We start from the raw sequence: 17,057 nt of genomic DNA, 5'->3' as shown, positions 1-17,057 counted from the left end.
TAAACAATTAGGAATTTTGGACCAGGTAATTATGAGGTTGAATTTGATTATGAGAGACGAAATCTAAAAAGAGCAGCTAGCAAAAGCTAACTGCTCGGTTCTCCGTGGGGATCGGAGAAAGAGTAGGGACATTTAAATGAGTTCTGGCTAACAGCCTATCTATATTATTGACGGAATATTGGGTTTTATTCAGGAGAGAGGGGAGTGGGAAATTTTAGTTTGATACTATTTGATCTTGATCTGCAACATCAGAATCGAATGTATTTGTCGCACTAACACCGCTAAAGTTATTGGTAATAAAAGCATTATTTGATGAACCTGAACCATTATAAGATTTTGTATTTGCTTTTGGAGAAACGTTATAAAAATCGCCTAAGTTGAAAGAACCGTTACTGGTTTGTACGACAAGGTTTCCAAGAATAGCTGGCATAGCTTTCACCTACTTTCTTAGGAAGTATTTAAATTAGTATATGGTGTATGTGTCTAGAGGTTCATTTGATTCTGAAAATCCGAAGATATAGCTTGTGAAAAACTTAATAAAATAATCCTTTGGTGGAGAAAAAGGAATTTATAAAATAGGTACAATTCACGTCTAGATTATTTTTGAATGTAATAGGTATCAAAAGGAGTAAAACGCTCAAAAATGGAAATGAGATACGTTTGTATGAAAGGGATGAGAGAGGAATGGCAAATGCAAAGAAAAAGAAAATAAGAAAAGCTATCGCTCGTCGTGCGACAGCCCTTGATAAACAACAAGTCAACAAAGTTTGGAGAAATATCTTTGTTCGGGCTGGTATCATCAAATAAATGAAAATAGAATATAGTCCGGCTAGAAAACTAGAGGACACCAATTCATTAAAGCAGCAATTAAAGCTGTTTTAGGAATAGGTGTCCTTTTTATTTTGCGAAGGGAAATGGGGAGATGAAGGTGCTAAGAGATCAATTACGTGAGTGGAAAAAGCAATCAAAACAAGAAAAGAAGAAAAAACGAAAAGAGGAATTAAGCACTCGTGAAATTGAAGATTTAATGGGGATGCATGGGCCACGTTATGAACGTAGACGTGGAGCTTTAAGACAAAAGTAATTAAAAAATACGAGGAGTGGTCTTACATGACTAAACAATTATCTTTCTTACCAAAAATCGATAGAGCGGCAACGCAAAAGGAATTGGAAGGTGTTCTTGAAGAAGTCCGTATTTATAGACAGTTTGGAATGATTCGTCAAGAAATGAAAGTCACTCCTTCTTGTGAAGTAAGATATCATGGTCCAACAAAATGATGTAGGGAAACCGTTAGAAGATGTTGCTCTAGCAAATATAAAGCAACAGGAAAGAGAAGAATGGTTGAAAAAGATGTCTTTTCGTATTGATCAGTTTCTAAGCCGATTAGGAAATGGATATGCTGGGAAAATTCAAAGGGATATTATTAACAAGCGCTATTTAGAAGAAGAATGTGTATATGATTATATGGTTTATAACGAAATTGGTATGGCAGAACGTACATATGGACGTTGGAAAGCGAGAGTGTTTATAAATTAGCGTTTGCACTCGGATTAGAAGTATATGAGATAAAGAAGAATTATGGGGGAGATGACCTATGAACTTTGTTCAACCAATACGTGATCCAGAAGCAAATACAGCAGCTAAAAGAGTATTTTAAGGAAAAGAGCTTGCGTAATTACATTCTCTTCATTATGGGCATTAATACAGGTCTCAGAATCTCAGATATTTTGAAATTGAAAGTAGGAGATGTCAAAGGCAGCCATATCTCTATGAGAGAAAAGAAAACAGGGAAACAAAAACGAATACAAATTACAGCATCACTGAAAAGAGAACTTAAGTGGTTTATTGAAGATAGAGAAGATAATGAGTATCTATTACAAAGTAGACAAGGTAAGAATCGTCCTATTGGTCGTAGCATGGCATATAAGATACTAAGTGGAGCAGCGGCAGAATTCGGATTAGATGAAATAGGAACACACACTTTAAGAAAGACGTACGGGTATCATATGTACATGCAAACGAAAAACATAGCATTACTCATGGAGATATTCAATCACTCGTCAGAGAAGGTCACGTTACGTTATATAGGGGTTAATCAAGATGCGATGGATAAAGCAATGACTAGGTTTAAAATCTAATCATTGCTTTTTCTTTTTAAATGTATACAGTTACTCATAAAGTTCGTACTGTGTAACTCAAAAGAGAAAGTGAAATAAAATCAATGATAGCAAGGGATTCAGCGAAGGGGGCAGTTACACACAATATAAGATATGGGTAACTGCAGGTATCGAGAAATCGGATGGTGTATATACATAAATATAAACTGTAAGGGGAGGTAATTGTGATTCATGTTAAATGAAGAACTATTAGAAGTAATCATTAAATATAAAAGGAATACGGGAAGAAATCCTGATATGTTAAAGCTGAATCCAACTTATTTTAGAAATATTCTAGAAGAGTTGAATTATCCACATTGGATTATTAAAAAGAAAATGACAGAAATGAAAAAAAGTATATTTGGTGTACCAGTAGAATTAACAGGTGCTGTGGAAAAATTTGAACTATGAAAAATGTTGGCAGAGTTATGACCGCTTTTTGGCAGAAAATGTGTCGATTATTTTGGAATTAACGTGTTATATTTGTACAGTGGGAAGTGTCGGAAAACACAACTCACGATGTTGTTATTAAAATTCTAAACGGTTCATAATGACGGTATCTAAAATCCGAAACCAGTTTTCGATGGTGCGAGATTGAATGTAGCCGTTGAGTGGAAAGAGCATCTTTAAAGATGCTCTTTATTTTGTATATAGAAAAATACCAATTCTTGTAGTAATTATTTTTACAAAAAAGAATGTTACTCTGTCATCTTATTTCTTTATTTAGAGTAAACAGGGAATCTTTGATGTGGTATGAATGACTTGAAAAATTGTTGTATCGCTAATACATGTGCATGGATACAATTATAAACGAAGAGGTAGTTTTTGTATGAACTCGTAGGTATAAGGAGCGCGTGTTTTTAAAGTTTCATGGGTAGAACTATTCAAGTAATAGTATGCATAGGCTTCAGCAAAATATTCCTCTGGATAGTAGTAATAAGAACTGTTGGAAAAGGAATTATATTCACGACTATGAATCCTTAAGAATTCTTGTGAATAGCTAATGTTTTGGAATACATAACGATCAATAGCGTGAGCGGTTTCGTGTAGTTCAAGATTGATTGAAGTATGCATATTACCGTAATTACTATATCCTATACGAGCAACAACAGGATTTCCGCCAATACCTGGAACAGAGTCCCAGGTAGAGCCTGTACCTTCCCAGCCTCTAGGGATTTGCCCTCTTAAATAAGAATATTCGGGTAAATAAGTGATAGGAAAGTTAATGAGTTTAATATGAATATTTTTATGGTAAAGAGCATATAGAGTTTTGCTATCAATGTTGCTAATACGCTGTATCATATTGGAGGCTTCTTGTTGATTATAGTTGCCGGAGGTTTGGACGATGATAAGTTGTTGAGGAAGATTCGCCGGTGATGGTGTGTGCAGTTTTTGGAAACTTGGAAGGATGGATGGAAAGAAAGGAGAGGTAGAGACAGAGGGATTCGTTGTATTTTTATCAGAAATGATAGGTTGTCCTTCTTGAGCGCTCACACTGATCGGGGGTATAATTAGGAATAATGAGCAACATAAGACAGTTAAGAGTAATTTTTTGAACTTCATAGTTATTCATCCTTTAAAAGTAATTTATATTAATAGTATTATATGGTGAAATTTAGATAATGGTGATGAGAATGTAATCGTTATTTTTATATGTAAGGAGGAAAAGAAAAAGTAGGGATAAAGTTATTAAAAAATTATAATTTTTTTCGTATGTTCTCACAGAATGCTAATGTGCAAGATAAGTCTATAGCTTGATATAAAAAAGAGAGTTACATGGTCTGTATAAGACAAATCATGTAGCTCTGTAAGTGAGTAGGAGGACAAGTGAGTTTTTATGTCCTCGCAGAAATTTAATTAGGGTATATGTATTTTAACATGCAGGCATCGTAGTGAGGGTGGGAAAATGTTCTTTAATAAAGGACAAAAAACAGATAGTTGAATATAGAATCGTATGGTATTTTAAATTAGGTAAATGATGGCGGAAACCATTTTTACAATATATGTATAAGTAGATTTACGGGCATCCATTGTAATTCGGAAGAGCTTTTGCTCTTCTTTCAGCCGCTAAGTTTTAGACATGAATGTATAACCGGGAAAGTTAAACATATATGCTTAGCGGTTGAAAGAGGGGCTAAATAATACATAATGTTAGATTAAGTTTTTAGGGTGATTTTTTAATAATAAGTAAATGCAGTACAAGCTGTACTAGAAGAGAGTACTTTATTATGGAGGTGCTCTGTTTTATAGGATTTATAATGGGGTGGTGGATTAAGGCAGTAAGGGGTGAATGATGTATGGATGAAGGAATGAAGAATGCGAAGATATAGATGTGTGGTAGGTTAGTTTTGGGATAAGGGATATCCATTCGCATTCTTCACCCTTCTGAAAGAAATGTTGGAGGAAAACAGATGGATTGTAACTGTTTACTAAGTTAAGGGTCTGAGATAAACAGTAGACAGCGTCAGTTTTCCAACCATTTTTAGTATATGCAGAAGAATGGTTTTTAAAACCAAAATAATGTGTTTTCTAGAACTTTTTTCTAAGAATAAGCATATAATGAAGCATAGGACAACACCTATTGATAGTGCTTTTCCAAAGACCTTACTTTCTATATAAATGATGCAAGAGCAGCCATTTCCTTGGTTGCTCTCTTTTTACGTTTATATGTATTTTGATAGAAAGAGGCATAGATATGAAAAATGGACATATAAAGTATATATAAAATATATGATGAATTGGTCATTTTGACAAAGTAAGGAGTGGGATATCGATGGACAGCTTGTCTAAGATTATTTTATCAAATGGGAAAGAATATATTGTATCGATTCAGCTTGGTTCCCTCATTGGAAAGACACTTGTAAATGGTGAAGGAGAATTCCTTAATACTTTTGTTGTGTTACCTCATATAGATGTGGAAACAGGAAACGAAATGCAAGTTGCTTTAAATCCGCGGTATATAGTAGCAATTGAAGAGTCTAATATAAGAATGCAACCTCATGTACCTTCAGTATTTAGAATTGAAAAAATAAATAAGGATTTAGAGTGAAAGTATCCATCTGGGTACTTTATTTTTGAAGAGGAGTGAGAACAAATGATACTAAACAAACAAGAACAAACCGTCATTATTGGTAAATTAATTAATAACATTCTCGGATTGGAATTAGTCAAGGAACATATTCATCCACAGAAATTAGAAAAAGCCGTATTTTTGCATAATGAAATAAGTGATGATATGACACCAAAGCAATGCAGAGAAGCGATGGTTAGTGTGTTAAGTAAGACGGTGGATGAATTTCTGAAGGACAAGGAGTGAGGGGAGATACAAGTTTATTGTTTTAGCTGTAATGAAGATTATGATATGCAACCACACGTAGAGCAGATTTGTAATCGCATTGAGAAGTGTTACTTCACGTGTCCTCATTGTGGCCATGAGCATGTTGCTGCATATGTGAATGATAAAATTCGTAAGTGTCAATTGGCTATAATCAAGTGCCATGAACGGATTAATAAAAAGAATCTTGCTATTGAGGATGAGATGCAACGATTGAGGAAGAGGATGGCAGGTGCCAAGTAAACCATTTAAGCCGTGTAAGTCCTTAGGTTGCAATGAACTAACACGGGATAAGTATTGTGCTAAACATATCGCAAAGGAAAAAGAAACCGTAAGATATTATGACAAACATATTCGAAACAAATGCTCACGTTCATTCTATAACTCCAAACCATGGAGAGTTATGCGTGAGTTTGTTTATCGTAGAGATTATGGATTATGTGTTCAGTGTAGAATGAATGGCATTATTAAGATGGGAGATGTAGTAGATCATGCCATTCCGTTGCTTGTGGATTGGCTAAGGCGGTTAGATCCAAATAATTTACAAACACTTTGTCATGCTTGTCATAACAAGAAAACAAAAGAAGACGAGAAGAAATACAGAAGATGACTAAAAAGGAGGAAAGCGTACAAGTATATCAATCACTCTGGATAAACGGGAAGAGGCCCTAGAATGAGTCTAGGGCCTCCAGGATACTTGTTTAGGGAAACTGCATGTAACTACAAGTTACAAGTATAAGGATAACATTGCATCTATATAAAATCACGGATAAATTTGTCTTAAAAGCGGACGAAAATACCCCCGTCGTAAAAAAAGCAAAAGGCGGTTCCTTGGAGACCGCCGCTTAGCTTTCCGTGTAAAAAGTTCGTTTTATTCCATAAAAGGGGGTTCGGCTGAAGGAGGGGGTTCTCATAGGAAGAAAAGCGAAACCGATTCATCTACATTTATTAGAAGGAAATACAAACCGACTAACAAAAGAAGAAATCGATCAAAGGTTAGTGGCTGAAAAAAAGTTACAAGCCAAAAAGGATAAGGTAAAACCACCAACATGGTTAGATTCCATTGCAAAGAAAGAATTTAAACGAATTGCGGGTGAGTTATTGGATTTGGATGTCATTACAAACATAGATGTAAATGCATTAGCAAGGTACTGTGATGCGTATTCAGACTATGTAGAATCCACCAAGATTGTTCGTGAAGAAGGGCTAATGGTCGAATATACGAACAAAGCGGCTGAGACGAATAAGGTTGCACATCCATTACTTACCAAGAAGAAACAATTTCATGAACAAATGAAAGCTCTAGAGGTTGAACTAGGGTTAACTCCAAGTGCAAGAGCAAAAATAGTCATTCCAAATATAAAACAAGGTCCCAAAACCAATGTAGAAAAGGAGTTTGACGTATAACATGATCAGACAATGGATGTTGGACTACTGTGATGATGTACTGAATGATGAAGTTGTTGCTTGTCAGAAGCATAAACAGGCTTGTAAACGATTTTTAAGAGATATTGAACGTGAAGGTTCTGAAGATTTTCCATATGTTTTTAAAGAAGAAAAAGCACTTCGTTTCCTAAAGTGGATGTCTCTTTTTAAACATACAAAAGGAAAGTTAGCAGGTCAGAGAATTGAACCACATTCGATACAAATTTTTGTATTTAGCAATATTTATGGATGGGTGCACCGAAATACAGGATTACGTCGATTTAAAAAGGCATATTGGCAAGTAGGGCGTAAAAATGCAAAGTCACAATCTTTAGCGTGCGTTGGCTCATATGAAGCAATGGCCTTTGGTGAGAATATGTCAGAAGTGTGACCTGGTCAAGAAAAACTGGAACACAAATTAGATTACGCAATTGATTTTGAATATTGATAAGGAGTCATTCCGTTTAATGTTGAATGAGGACGAACAGAATGATAGTACATATAAATAAATTCAGCTACTAACTGATTCACTTGGGACAGGGAAATGAGCTTTTCTCCATGTAAGCATTCTCGCTTACAGATACTAAAGAAAGATTCTATTACTGCATTATCCCAACAGTTTCCTTTTCGGGACATACTTTGTTGAATTTTTTGCTGTTTACAAAAATCAGTCACTTGGTAACTGCTAAATTGTGATCCTTGATCGCTATGAAATAATATGTTTTCTCGTTTCCCATATGTGTTTTTTACTTGTTGAATTGTGTCTTTTACTAATTGAGCATCTTGACAAGTATCTAACGAATAACCAAGCACCCGTCGGGTGCTAATATCTAATGCCGCACAAAAATATACTTTCATCCCATTCATCAAACGGAATTCCGTAATATCACATACTACAGTTGGTATGTCTTTCTTACCAGGTTTAAAGGATCGCTTTAATACATTGGGAAATGTACGGTGTTCTTGTTTTCGTTTCTTATAATAAGTGACAACTTTTGACTGCAAGCCGGCTTTGCATAACGCTTGTCTTACTTGTGACAACGTAACCTTGACTCCCTTGTTTACAAGATAACGGTACAACTTTCGATACCCCATTCTTCCTTTTAAACATTTAAATTGCATGACAATATAAGCCGCTGTCTTTTTACGTTTTTTCTGATTTTCAGTGGGTTTACGATGAATATAGTCGTAAAAACCACTAACAGACACTTGTAATCGATGGCAAAGCCAGCGCACTCCAAATATTTGATTATATTGTCTTATAAACTGAAAGCGTGTTAGTTTTGGTTGCTGGCAAAGAAGGTTGCCGCCTTTTTTAGAAATTCATTTTCCTTTTTTAACGCCTGGATTTCTCTTCGTAAAGAACGTAGTTCTTCCAGTTCATTGCTTTCACAGGAGGAAATCTGTGTAGAATATTTTTTAATCCATACATTTAGAGTTCCGTTACCCAAGTCAAATTCTCTCTGGATACTTGAAATAGAACGACCTTCTTTGATCACCAATTCAACACATTGTCTTTTAAACATTTCATCATACTGTTTTTTCATCTGAAACACCTCTTCATATAGAATAATTTATCTCTATACTGTGTTCCAGTTTTACTGTACCACCTCACATGGCTGAATTTATATTGTCCTGATGATTGGCAAATAGAAACCGAAATCCGTTACAAAAAAAATGGTGAGAAAAAAAGAATCATTCCTGATGTGAAGTATCGAAATGAAGATGGTATTCTCCATGCAGTCGAAGTAGATCGTTCGCAGAAAATGAAAGTGAATGAAGAGAAGTTAAAAAAGTACGAAGAGTTCACGCAAATATATAAACAGAAATATAACGGGAAAATGCCAGTGATTCATTTCTTTACGGTAACAAAATACAGAGAAAAGAAACTTGAAGAGTTAGCAGCTAGGTATGATGTTTTTGTGAAGGTGTATGTAATAGAAGAAATTTAAAAAAGTGCTAACAAGTTTGCAAACCAGATTGCAAACGATAATGCAAACTAAACGAATACTTCTTAGTAATGATAAGAGGGAAATGGTCGCTGATATGTCCTCTAAACCCTTATATATTAATGATTATTAACGTTGCATAACAATGCATAAAACGTACTACTTCACCCTTACGCAATCTGGGCACCATGTAGTAAAGAACTTAACAACTACTGGCTCCTCGCTTGCGATGATGTCTTTGAATTCTTGTTCTGTTTTAATTTCTTTCATGTTTAAAACTCCTTTCAATATAATACGAATTTAAATTTACAATTCGTATTTGTAAACTTAGTAATTTTTCCACCTATGTTCTACATGTTTATTCACAATCTTAAAGTGTTTTGTTTTGAGTTATGAAGTTATGTATGTTTTAGATTGTGAAAACAATGGAACTTCACTTTTCTTTATAAGCTTTTTCTTCAGATGTGTCAAACTTCTGAATCCACATGAGGGTGTTGTCATATGTAGGACAAAGTAAATTGTAGTAAGTATAGACATTACTGTATCACTCTTTTTCGCCAGAGATTTTTTGTAGATGTTCAATACACAATCAGTATAGCCTCAAAACAACGAGAAAACGAAATGTGGACCGTTATAATTAAATTCTAAAAATCGCATCATTTTAAGTCTAAGGCAGTTAGGGAATCCTAACTGCCTTAGACTTAAAATTATTTTCATTATATGTTTTAGATTAATATCCTATATAAAGTGAATATAACTGCTATTAAAATTAATATTTCAAATAAAATCATAGAATGTTTTTTCTCTGGTTTTTGAAATTCTTTTATCAAGCCGAATATTGCACTTATACCGAAAACAATATATAAGCAGATTATTATGGTTTCTGACATTTTAAAAACTCCTAATAATTGGTTAACTACATTATACAACTGTTTATTTGGATTTTAAGAAATATTAATTAAAAGTAAGGAGAATTTAAACAAAATAGTTATCGTGTACAAAAGAGGACAATAAGAATGGGTCCAAATGCAGAAGTGTTTGCGGTATACAAAGGATTTACTGAAACGCAGATCAAGAAGATATGAAAGATGACGATAAGAATTTGGCGAAATTTATTGCCAGCCGTCTATAAATTTTAGACACTTTACTATAAAAAATTATGAAAAAGGGCAAAGAGTAACTCTTACCTTAATCCTTGTCCATAGAATACACAAAAATTATATGTTTGTATAGATCGATAATTTACAATAATAATATTGGAATATTAAAGGTAATTGTAAAGGATGAAAGAGTATTTGTCATAGAAGGAATGTTGATTTTAAAGGGATTTTAAGAGGGGTTAACAACTTAACGATAATAAAGGAATATTGAAATATTGCATATCCCATTGAACCAAAAAACCTATTTAATAATTAGATTGCATGGAGGAGGCATTTGCCTCTGAAAATCTGAGTTGGTGAGACCTAATGTTTTGTACTAATGAAATAAGCAACATTTTAAACGAGCGCTTTGCCTTATGGTGGGGCCTTTTTATTTTTTGTAATAGCAACAACTTGTCCAAACTTTCCAAGTCTAGCATACATAGTATGCAGGAGTAGCTTAGAAAGGAGAGATTTTTATGTCTTACTATTACAATTGTAAGGGGTATGAAAAGAAGCATTATAATTGTTGTAAAAAATGTGATGATTGTTCTTGCAATCATAAGGAGAAAAACCTTGTAAGGGCATCTGCTTTTAGGGCTGTAAATACAGTTGATCAAAATCTTCCAGCCAATACTTTTGTAAAGGTATTATTTCAGAATGAACAATTTGATTTAGCGAATGAATATAACCCGGCAATATCAGAGTTTACTCCGAAGACTAGAGGTGTTTATTCCGTAATTGGAACGATTGGTTTCTTTCCGAATGATACAAACTTAAATTACAGAGCGCGTGTAGAAGTTCGTGTGAATGGAAATGCGGCAATTGCTATAGATAACGACTTTTTTGGTCCAATAAATTTTGGTAATGCAGTAAGTGTTTCAACAATACTTGAATTACATGCAGGTGATATTGTCGAGATTTTTGCACAAAGTAGTATAGAAGGGGTTATTAGTAGTACAGAAGATGGTTCTCATTTTGAGGCTGCTAGATTTCCATCTCCAATTGTATAAATGTTAAAGAAGAATAAATTTTTACTAGCTCCGCTTTTTGGTGGAGTTTTTTTACATTAATAGTAGCAAAAGCTCGTCCAAACTTTCCAAGTCTAGCATGCATAGTATGCAGTAATAGAATAGAAAGGAGCGATATATATGTACAAAAAGAAAAATCATGATTGTTGTAAAAAGAGAAGAGAGGACTGTAAAAAATATGATGACTGTTCTTGCGATCATAAGGAGCATAAGCTTGTAAGGGCATCTGCTTTTAGAGCGGTTAGTACAGTAAATCAAAATGTCACTGCAAATACTTTTGTTAAAGTATTATTCCAAGATGAACAATTTGATTTAGCAAATGAATATAACCCGACAACTTCGGATTTTATTCCGGAGACTAGAGGAGTTTACTCTGTTATTGGTACAATCAGCTTTGCACCTAACGATAGTAATGCGAATTATAGAGCGCGGGTAGAAATTCGGATAAATGGTAATCCAGCTATAGCAATAGATAATGACTTTTTTGGTCCATCCAATTTTGCAAATGTCGTAGCTGTTTCAACAATACTTGAATTACATGCAGGAGATGTAGTTGAAATTTTTGCTGAGAGTGATGTAGATGGACTGATTATACAAAACGATCCAGGATTTATTAGTACGCATTTTGAAGCCGCAAGATTCCCATCTCCAATAAAATAAAAGAGATGTTTGTGATTTATGGACTATTTTTTAAAAAAAGGCTCTACCTTATGGTAGGGCCTTTTAGTTAAAGGTGTTAAATTGGTAATATATTAAAATAAGTTCATAAATACTTGATAAGCAACACCTAGAGTTAATACGATAGATAATAGTTTTGCTACCCAACTCGGTGCATTTAAATTTAGTAAAAGGGAATGACATATACTAAATGTAATGCCGAGTGTTAAAAGAATTGCGATAAGATATAAAATTAATAGGAAGAAAGGGTGCTCTATGGAGCCAAAGTCAATTTTGGATTGAGTCATGTAATATGTACCTCGTTTTTGTTGATATGTTAATATAATAATAAATAACGCGAAAAATTGGAATAGTATATGTAATAAGTATTATAAAAGTAAATTTGAAGTTATGGATGGAGTAGATAAAATAATCTTTGAAAAGACGATACAAAGCTATCATTCGTTTAAGTATCTTTACAGTGGTTTTTGATTAAAGTTTAAGTTTGATATACAAGAACGAATGTTCTTGGTATACTGAAAAATAAAAAAGGTGCGTTTACATGATTGATTTTAGTAATATAGTTGGAAAACTAGATGAAATGATTTACAAACCTAATAATCTATTCGTTACTAACCAAAAAGAAGAAAAGCAAAACTCAGAATATGCAGGAGGGATATTCCAGCTAAATAATAGAAGTATACGATTTAGAGTATCAAAAATTACGCCTAATAAGATTGGACAATTTGTTTCTTTTTGGGAAAAGGATGCTTCCATGAAAAATCAGGCATTTTCTTATGATTCGGCTCCTAATCTTTTAGTTATTACTTGTATAGCGGATAATAAACTAGGACAATTTATTTTTCCAAAAGAGATTCTTCTAAAAGAAAAAATATTAAAAACTCAAAACCAAAAAGGGAAAATGGCTATGAGGATTTACCCTATTTGGGATAAACCTGTTAGTAATCAGGCTAAGAAGAGTCAACTATGGCAACTTCAATATTTTGTCGATTTAAGTGATGCTGAAAATGTAGCTATAGATAAATTGTTAAACTTATATTCATAGCGATTAATAAGAAGATGATTTTTTGAAATACTTAATGTTTGTATGGGGGATCTTCGGAAATATGAACAGGGTAATGGTAAGTAAAGAATAAAAAAAGAGCATACAAATAAAGTATACTCAAAAGAAAGATAGGTTTTATGAGTGGAGTACCTCCATACGATAATATATGCTTATTTCATTAATATGTGTAGAATATCAACGAAATATCAATAGAATATCAATTAATGAGTTATTTTAGTTTTTTATTGAAGTTATGTTTTGTGAAATGAAAAAAGAGCCGTTTCTTTAGAAAGATTCGGCTCTTTCTATTTTTTTATTATTGAACGGTTCGAAATGAAAAATCACAAATTATATGATTAACAATTTGATAATGATCGGACTTCAGTTATATATTTCTTGAAGTCTGGATATTGAGATACAGTCTGGCAGTTAGTGGTGAGTAGTTGATTAATTAAAGATACGTTTGTAATTACTTCTTCGCAAGGACCGAAGAATGTAATTTTAATTTTGAGTTTGGGGGAACTTTGAATACGATAGGTTTTTTTTCATGAAATCAGCTCCTTAGTATAGAAGGTTATGTGTTAATCTTCTTTTGATTATGAAGACATATAAATACAATATGTAAATTTAGTGTAGTTGCTTATTATAGATGCCGTATTGGTACATGGAATCTCATTCCAGCATAATACTTGAAGTTTGGAAAGAAACATAGCATACTTTTCTTAAATTGCTTCATTATTATAAATAGCGAACGTAAGAAAAATAATATAAATGCCTTATGCAATTTAAAAATCATTACATATTATGATAATGAGAATTGTATAAGGAGGTAGAATGAAAGAGTGGAAGAAAATGTACAAGTTGAGCTTTCACCACCGTGGATTACGTATTTTAATGAGCTTAAAAATTCTATAGGTGCTGATCCGACTGTAACAGTGGGTCCGCTTATTCCAGTTGGTGGGAACTTTATTATTTTAGTACAAGCTATGAGCGATGAAAAAGCGATAGCATTAGCTACGCTTCTAAAACCTTTCGTGGAATTTGGAAATGTAAGTGTAACGGTTGTTGTTAGTAACGAAAAAAGTGTGATTGTAAATCCGCTTCCATGTCCACTAGATGCATTTGAAATTGCACATTTATTTCAAGTAGCATTAGAAAATAATCCTTATTTTCAACAAGTTGTTGTACAACCACAGCTACCAGGTGGAGCGAATGTTATTTTTCCAGTTTTTGCTGCGAAAGTTATTCAATTTTTTAACGATGATATTTCAAACCTTTGCCAAACGTTTACAGGTGTTGCTGCCAATGTATTTCATGATGTAATGAACGACGTTGTGTGCGATATCCCTATTTTATTTTCTACAAGCTGCGTTACAAGCACTGGTGATGTACGATTTGTTAGTGAAGGGAATATACAAAATAAGGATATAACACCAAAACTGTATTATTAAAATGTGAAAAGACATTTTCCTGAATCGAAAATGTCTTTTTCTTGTACATAAAGAAAAAATAACTAGACAGCTTTTATTATTTAGCTGCCTAGTTACAGGGAGATTGAAAAATATTGGAGGTCAGTCATGAGTGTAAGCTAAAATAGCTTACATATAGTATGCACACTAGTTATAGTTTTATCCTGATATTAATAGTAAGAAAGTTAAATTTGTCTATTTAATTTAAAGAAAAATATTCTAGATAGGTTCTATATTTTGAAAAAATGATGAGATTATATTTATTTATTTTATGGAGAGTGTGTATTAGGCATATGAGTCTAACAATAATACAAGCTTTGAATAAGATAATAAAAAGGAGTTGATTAGTAATGGGTTATATTGTAGATATTTCGAAATGGAATGGAAATATTAATTGGGATATTGCAGCGCCTCAGCTAGATTTAGTTATTGCTAGAGTTCAAGATGGTTCGAATACGGTCGATTTTATGTATCAAGGTTATGTGAAAGAAATGAAGAAGCGTAGTATCCCATTTGGGAATTATGCGTTTTGCCGCTTTATATCTATTTCAGATGCAAAAAAAGAAGCGCAAGATTTTTGGAATCGAGGCGATAAAAACGCTAAATTTTGGGTGGCAGATGTAGAAGTTCAAACAATGGTAGATATGCAAGGCGGGACTCAAGCATTTATTGATGAATTACGCCGATTAGGTGCAAAAAAAATTGGTTTATATGTAGGACATCACACTTATGTATCATTTGGAGCTCGCAATATTGATGCTGATTTTATTTGGATTCCTCGTTACGGAGGGAATAAACCAGCATATCCTTGTGATATTTGGCAATATACTGATTCAGGAAATGTTCCTGGTATTGGAAAATGTGATTTAAATCAATTAATTGGGAATAAAAATCTTTCTTGGTTTATAGGTTCAAATCAAACAAATCAATCTAGTATTGGAGATAGTAAGCAACCAATTGGAATTGGTATTGCAGTTTCAAAATATGATGATGGATACGGTATTAATTTATATGAGAATCCTGCGAATCCACAGTTTACAGGAAGACTTACGAAAAAAATCCCATATATAATCTATAAAGGTTATTGGGGAGGTGGCGAAAAAGATATGATTTGTTTAGGTGGAGAACAACAGTGGGCTAAGTTAGAGCATTTTAATGTGCAATGGTATTATGCATACTCAAAATACACACCTGGATATGAAATTAGAACGTACGATGGACCAAACGGGAATGATACAGGTGCGGTCGATGGGAAAATTCCTTATCGTATTTGGAATCGTCAGGATGGATATGTAGATATAGGTGGAAACAAATGGATCAAAGAAGAACATGTGCAGATTAAATGATGTTAAAAGACCGGCTTCATGCTAGCTTTTAGTGTTTAATAAAGCTTACATGAAGAGAAATACTTGCGGAAAACACATTAATTTCACAATAGCGCTGTATAGTTCCTAATATACAATTATCAAAGTGAGGTATTTGAATTGAAAAAGAATAAGCTATTTATGGGAACTATTATTACGTGTATGGCGCTAGCATTGTCTGCGTGTGGTTCCTCAGAAAATGTTGCAACATCAAAAGTAGGAAACGTGACAGAGAAAGAGTTAAGTAAAGAATTAAGGCAAACATATGGAAAAAGTACTTTATCTCAAATGATGTTAAATAAGGCATTGCTAGATAAATATAAAGTTTCAGATGAAGAAGCTAAAAAACAAGTAGACGCAGCGAAGGAACAAATGGGTGACAAGTTTGAAGTGGCTTTAGAGCAAGTAGGGTTAAAAAATGAAGATGAACTAAAAGAGAAAATGAAGCCAGAAATTGCACTTGAGAAAGCGATTAGAGCGACTGTCACAGATAAAGATGTGAAAGATAACCATAAACCTGAAATGAAGGTAAGTCACATTTTAGTGAAAGATGAAAAAACTGCGAAAGAAGTAAAAGAGAAAATAAATAATGGTGAAGATTTTACTGCTTTAGCGAAACAATATTCGGAAGATACTGGTTCAAAGGAACAAGGCGGAGAAATAGCTGGTTTTGCTCCTGGTCAAACTGTGAAAGAATTTGAGGAAGCTGCGTATAAATTAGATGCAGGACAAGTAAGTGAACCAATAAAAACATCTTATGGTTATCATATAATAAAAGTGACGGATAAAAAAGAATTGAAACCATTTGATGAAGTAAAAGATACGATTCGAAAAGATTTAGAACAACAAAGACTGCAAGATGCGACAGGTAAATGGAAACAACAAGTAATCAATGATCTATTGAAAGAAGCGGATATTAAAGTAACAGATAAAGAATTTAAAGATACATTTAAATTCTTAGATGAGAAATAAGGTTTAGAAGAAAAACAGAGATTTAGCATAATGCTATATTTCTGTTTTTTTATTTTCAATAGAAAAGGGAACTCATATAGAGTTCCCTTTTCGCGTTAGTGTGTGAGTTATAAATAGATAGTAAGACAATACAATATTACATATAAATATTAAGAATTACAATGGGAAAATTTGTATGTAGATAAAAGGAATAAGCAATTTAATTCGCAAAATGTTGAAATGATAATGTTTTAGTTAATTAATTTAGTTAAATATAAACTAAATATATTTTTTGTGTTTTCTTAGAGAATGAATAGAAGACATAATTTAAAGAATGATACATACCATATTATCGGAGAGTAAATTGACTTTATACGAAATGAAATGTAGAACTTTTTATTGCAAAAAGTATTCTACATTATGATATGAATAATTTTAGATTTACTAGATTATTAAATTAATTTGGAGGGGAATATATGAAAGTTATTTTTAAAAGAGAAGGCGGAGGGAAAATT

General features: G+C 33.1%; 19 protein-coding genes and 6 pseudogenes. 18 read left to right on the top strand and 7 right to left on the bottom strand.

What is annotated here, in order from left to right; genetic code table 11:
• Positions 1 to 214 precede the first annotated feature (214 nt).
• Positions 215 to 430 (bottom strand): spore germination protein, encoded by a 216-nt coding sequence (locus CDB3_RS12830; protein WP_128854759.1) that lies wholly within the window; start codon positions 428 to 430, stop codon positions 215 to 217.
• A 254-nt stretch (positions 431 to 684) separates the two neighbouring features.
• On the opposite strand from CDB3_RS12830, the gene CDB3_RS12825 reads away from it, so the two are divergent.
• The 5 genes and pseudogenes from CDB3_RS12825 to CDB3_RS12810 all read left to right on the top strand — a co-directional run bounded on the left by CDB3_RS12825 (position 685) and on the right by CDB3_RS12810 (position 2,568).
• Positions 685 to 807, top strand: a complete 123-nt coding sequence (locus CDB3_RS12825; RefSeq protein WP_128854779.1) for a DUF3983 domain-containing protein — start codon at positions 685 to 687, stop codon at positions 805 to 807.
• A 121-nt stretch (positions 808 to 928) separates the two neighbouring features.
• Complete coding sequence (locus tag CDB3_RS31675) at positions 929 to 1,084, top strand: hypothetical protein (protein ID WP_179139663.1); 156 nt, start codon at positions 929 to 931, stop codon at positions 1,082 to 1,084.
• 26 nt (positions 1,085 to 1,110) lie between these two features.
• Positions 1,111 to 1,599, top strand: a pseudogene (locus CDB3_RS12820) (ArpU family phage packaging/lysis transcriptional regulator).
• Positions 1,596 to 2,139, top strand: a pseudogene (locus CDB3_RS12815) (site-specific integrase). Before CDB3_RS12820 ends, CDB3_RS12815 begins: the two co-directional pseudogenes overlap by 4 nt.
• 210 nt (positions 2,140 to 2,349) lie before the next feature.
• A complete protein-coding gene (locus CDB3_RS12810; protein ID WP_128854758.1) occupies positions 2,350 to 2,568 on the top strand; it encodes a hypothetical protein in 219 nt (72 codons plus the stop codon).
• Between the two features lie 393 nt (positions 2,569 to 2,961).
• On the opposite strand, the gene CDB3_RS12805 is transcribed toward CDB3_RS12810, so the two are convergent.
• Positions 2,962 to 3,720, bottom strand: coding sequence for an anthrax toxin lethal factor-related metalloendopeptidase (locus CDB3_RS12805; protein WP_256869781.1), 759 nt, complete (start codon positions 3,718 to 3,720; stop codon positions 2,962 to 2,964).
• Positions 3,721 to 4,930: 1,210 nt separating this feature from the next.
• Between CDB3_RS12805 and CDB3_RS12800 the strand changes: the two genes are divergently transcribed.
• From CDB3_RS12800 to CDB3_RS12775, 6 genes and pseudogenes are all read left to right on the top strand, one after another.
• Positions 4,931 to 5,206: a hypothetical protein gene (locus tag CDB3_RS12800; protein ID WP_128854757.1), complete on the top strand. Its 276-nt coding sequence runs from the start codon at positions 4,931 to 4,933 to the stop codon at positions 5,204 to 5,206.
• 45 nt (positions 5,207 to 5,251) lie between these two features.
• Positions 5,252 to 5,473: a hypothetical protein gene (locus tag CDB3_RS12795; RefSeq protein ID WP_128854756.1), complete on the top strand. Its 222-nt coding sequence runs from the start codon at positions 5,252 to 5,254 to the stop codon at positions 5,471 to 5,473.
• A 6-nt stretch (positions 5,474 to 5,479) separates the two neighbouring features.
• Positions 5,480 to 5,734 carry a hypothetical protein gene (locus CDB3_RS32340; RefSeq protein ID WP_128854777.1) on the top strand — a complete coding sequence of 85 codons (255 nt, stop codon included), beginning with the start codon at positions 5,480 to 5,482 and terminating at the stop codon, positions 5,732 to 5,734.
• Positions 5,724 to 6,101, top strand: a complete 378-nt coding sequence (locus tag CDB3_RS12785) for an HNH endonuclease (RefSeq protein WP_128854755.1) — start codon at positions 5,724 to 5,726, stop codon at positions 6,099 to 6,101. The genes CDB3_RS32340 and CDB3_RS12785 overlap by 11 nt, the downstream gene beginning before the upstream one ends.
• 302 nt (positions 6,102 to 6,403) lie before the next feature.
• Positions 6,404 to 6,898 (top strand): phage terminase small subunit P27 family, encoded by a 495-nt coding sequence (locus CDB3_RS12780; protein ID WP_128854754.1) that lies wholly within the window; start codon positions 6,404 to 6,406, stop codon positions 6,896 to 6,898.
• 1 nt (position 6,899) lies between these two features.
• A pseudogene (locus tag CDB3_RS12775) lies at positions 6,900 to 7,304 on the top strand (terminase large subunit domain-containing protein); the annotation flags it as partial.
• A 35-nt stretch (positions 7,305 to 7,339) separates the two neighbouring features.
• Here the strand turns inward: CDB3_RS12775 and CDB3_RS12770 are convergent.
• Both CDB3_RS12770 and CDB3_RS12765 read right to left on the bottom strand, forming a co-directional pair.
• The gene (locus CDB3_RS12770; RefSeq protein WP_128854753.1) at positions 7,340 to 8,239 is read right to left on the bottom strand and encodes an IS3 family transposase; all 900 of its coding nucleotides are present in this window, start codon (positions 8,237 to 8,239) and stop codon (positions 7,340 to 7,342) included.
• The gene (locus tag CDB3_RS12765; protein ID WP_128853850.1) at positions 8,194 to 8,463 is read right to left on the bottom strand and encodes a transposase; all 270 of its coding nucleotides are present in this window, start codon (positions 8,461 to 8,463) and stop codon (positions 8,194 to 8,196) included. Before CDB3_RS12765 ends, CDB3_RS12770 begins: the two co-directional genes overlap by 46 nt.
• Positions 8,464 to 8,532: 69 nt before the next feature.
• Here CDB3_RS12765 and CDB3_RS12760 point away from each other — a divergent pair.
• Positions 8,533 to 8,868, top strand: a pseudogene (locus CDB3_RS12760) (replication-relaxation family protein); the annotation flags it as partial.
• A gap of 162 nt (positions 8,869 to 9,030) precedes the next feature.
• On the opposite strand, the pseudogene CDB3_RS12755 reads toward CDB3_RS12760, so the two are convergent.
• Positions 9,031 to 9,135: pseudogene (locus CDB3_RS12755) on the bottom strand (thioredoxin domain-containing protein); the annotation flags it as partial.
• 1,348 nt (positions 9,136 to 10,483) lie between these two features.
• Between CDB3_RS12755 and CDB3_RS12750 the strand changes: the two are divergent.
• Both CDB3_RS12750 and CDB3_RS12745 read left to right on the top strand, forming a co-directional pair.
• Complete coding sequence (locus CDB3_RS12750; protein ID WP_128854750.1) at positions 10,484 to 11,017, top strand: ABC transporter permease; 534 nt, start codon at positions 10,484 to 10,486, stop codon at positions 11,015 to 11,017.
• Between the two features lie 138 nt (positions 11,018 to 11,155).
• Entirely contained in the window at positions 11,156 to 11,695 is a 540-nt protein-coding gene (locus CDB3_RS12745; RefSeq protein WP_128854749.1) for a C1q-like domain-containing protein, read from the top strand.
• A gap of 92 nt (positions 11,696 to 11,787) precedes the next feature.
• Here CDB3_RS12745 and CDB3_RS12740 read toward each other — a convergent pair whose 3' ends face one another.
• The gene (locus CDB3_RS12740) at positions 11,788 to 12,000 is read right to left on the bottom strand and encodes a hypothetical protein (protein WP_128854748.1); all 213 of its coding nucleotides are present in this window, start codon (positions 11,998 to 12,000) and stop codon (positions 11,788 to 11,790) included.
• A gap of 254 nt (positions 12,001 to 12,254) precedes the next feature.
• Between CDB3_RS12740 and CDB3_RS12735 the strand changes: the two genes are divergently transcribed.
• Complete coding sequence (locus CDB3_RS12735) at positions 12,255 to 12,758, top strand: MepB family protein (RefSeq protein WP_128854747.1); 504 nt, start codon at positions 12,255 to 12,257, stop codon at positions 12,756 to 12,758.
• Between the two features lie 356 nt (positions 12,759 to 13,114).
• Here CDB3_RS12735 and CDB3_RS33100 read toward each other — a convergent pair.
• Positions 13,115 to 13,293 (bottom strand): annotated as a pseudogene (locus CDB3_RS33100) (hypothetical protein).
• Between the two features lie 307 nt (positions 13,294 to 13,600).
• On the opposite strand from CDB3_RS33100, the gene CDB3_RS12730 reads away from it, so the two are divergent.
• The 3 genes from CDB3_RS12730 (at position 13,601) to CDB3_RS12720 (ending at position 16,563) form a co-directional block, all read left to right on the top strand.
• Positions 13,601 to 14,209 (top strand): hypothetical protein, encoded by a 609-nt coding sequence (locus CDB3_RS12730; RefSeq protein ID WP_128854746.1) that lies wholly within the window; start codon positions 13,601 to 13,603, stop codon positions 14,207 to 14,209.
• Positions 14,210 to 14,577: 368 nt separating this feature from the next.
• Positions 14,578 to 15,573, top strand: a complete 996-nt coding sequence (locus CDB3_RS12725; protein WP_128854745.1) for a glycoside hydrolase family 25 protein — start codon at positions 14,578 to 14,580, stop codon at positions 15,571 to 15,573.
• A gap of 138 nt (positions 15,574 to 15,711) precedes the next feature.
• Positions 15,712 to 16,563 carry a peptidylprolyl isomerase PrsA gene (locus tag CDB3_RS12720; protein WP_128854744.1) on the top strand — a complete coding sequence of 284 codons (852 nt, stop codon included), beginning with the start codon at positions 15,712 to 15,714 and terminating at the stop codon, positions 16,561 to 16,563.
• Positions 16,564 to 17,057: the final 494 nt, after the last annotated feature.

Origin of the sequence: Bacillus sp. CDB3 (assembly GCF_002081505.1) — a bacterium.
Classification (GTDB): Bacteria; Bacillota; Bacilli; order Bacillales; family Bacillaceae_G; genus Bacillus_A; species Bacillus_A cereus_AT.
This window is presented reverse-complemented; position numbering and strand designations above follow the sequence as displayed.

What these genes read in the sequence shown, in the direction of transcription:
- CDB3_RS12830 (WP_128854759.1), bottom strand. Translation starts at nt 430, where the DNA reads ATGCCAGCTATTCTTGGAAACCTTGTCGTACAAACCAGTAACGGTTCT.
- CDB3_RS12825 (WP_128854779.1), top strand. Translation starts at nt 685, where the DNA reads ATGGCAAATGCAAAGAAAAAGAAAATAAGAAAAGCTATCGCTCGTCGT.
- CDB3_RS12810 (WP_128854758.1), top strand. Translation starts at nt 2,350, where the DNA reads ATGTTAAATGAAGAACTATTAGAAGTAATCATTAAATATAAAAGGAAT.
- CDB3_RS12805 (WP_256869781.1), bottom strand. Translation starts at nt 3,720, where the DNA reads ATGAAGTTCAAAAAATTACTCTTAACTGTCTTATGTTGCTCATTATTC.
- CDB3_RS12800 (WP_128854757.1), top strand. Translation starts at nt 4,931, where the DNA reads ATGGACAGCTTGTCTAAGATTATTTTATCAAATGGGAAAGAATATATT.
- CDB3_RS12795 (WP_128854756.1), top strand. Translation starts at nt 5,252, where the DNA reads ATGATACTAAACAAACAAGAACAAACCGTCATTATTGGTAAATTAATT.
- CDB3_RS12765 (WP_128853850.1), bottom strand. Translation starts at nt 8,463, where the DNA reads ATGAAAAAACAGTATGATGAAATGTTTAAAAGACAATGTGTTGAATTG.
- CDB3_RS12750 (WP_128854750.1), top strand. Translation starts at nt 10,484, where the DNA reads ATGTCTTACTATTACAATTGTAAGGGGTATGAAAAGAAGCATTATAAT.
- CDB3_RS12745 (WP_128854749.1), top strand. Translation starts at nt 11,156, where the DNA reads ATGTACAAAAAGAAAAATCATGATTGTTGTAAAAAGAGAAGAGAGGAC.
- CDB3_RS12740 (WP_128854748.1), bottom strand. Translation starts at nt 12,000, where the DNA reads ATGACTCAATCCAAAATTGACTTTGGCTCCATAGAGCACCCTTTCTTC.
- CDB3_RS12735 (WP_128854747.1), top strand. Translation starts at nt 12,255, where the DNA reads ATGATTGATTTTAGTAATATAGTTGGAAAACTAGATGAAATGATTTAC.
- CDB3_RS12725 (WP_128854745.1), top strand. Translation starts at nt 14,578, where the DNA reads ATGGGTTATATTGTAGATATTTCGAAATGGAATGGAAATATTAATTGG.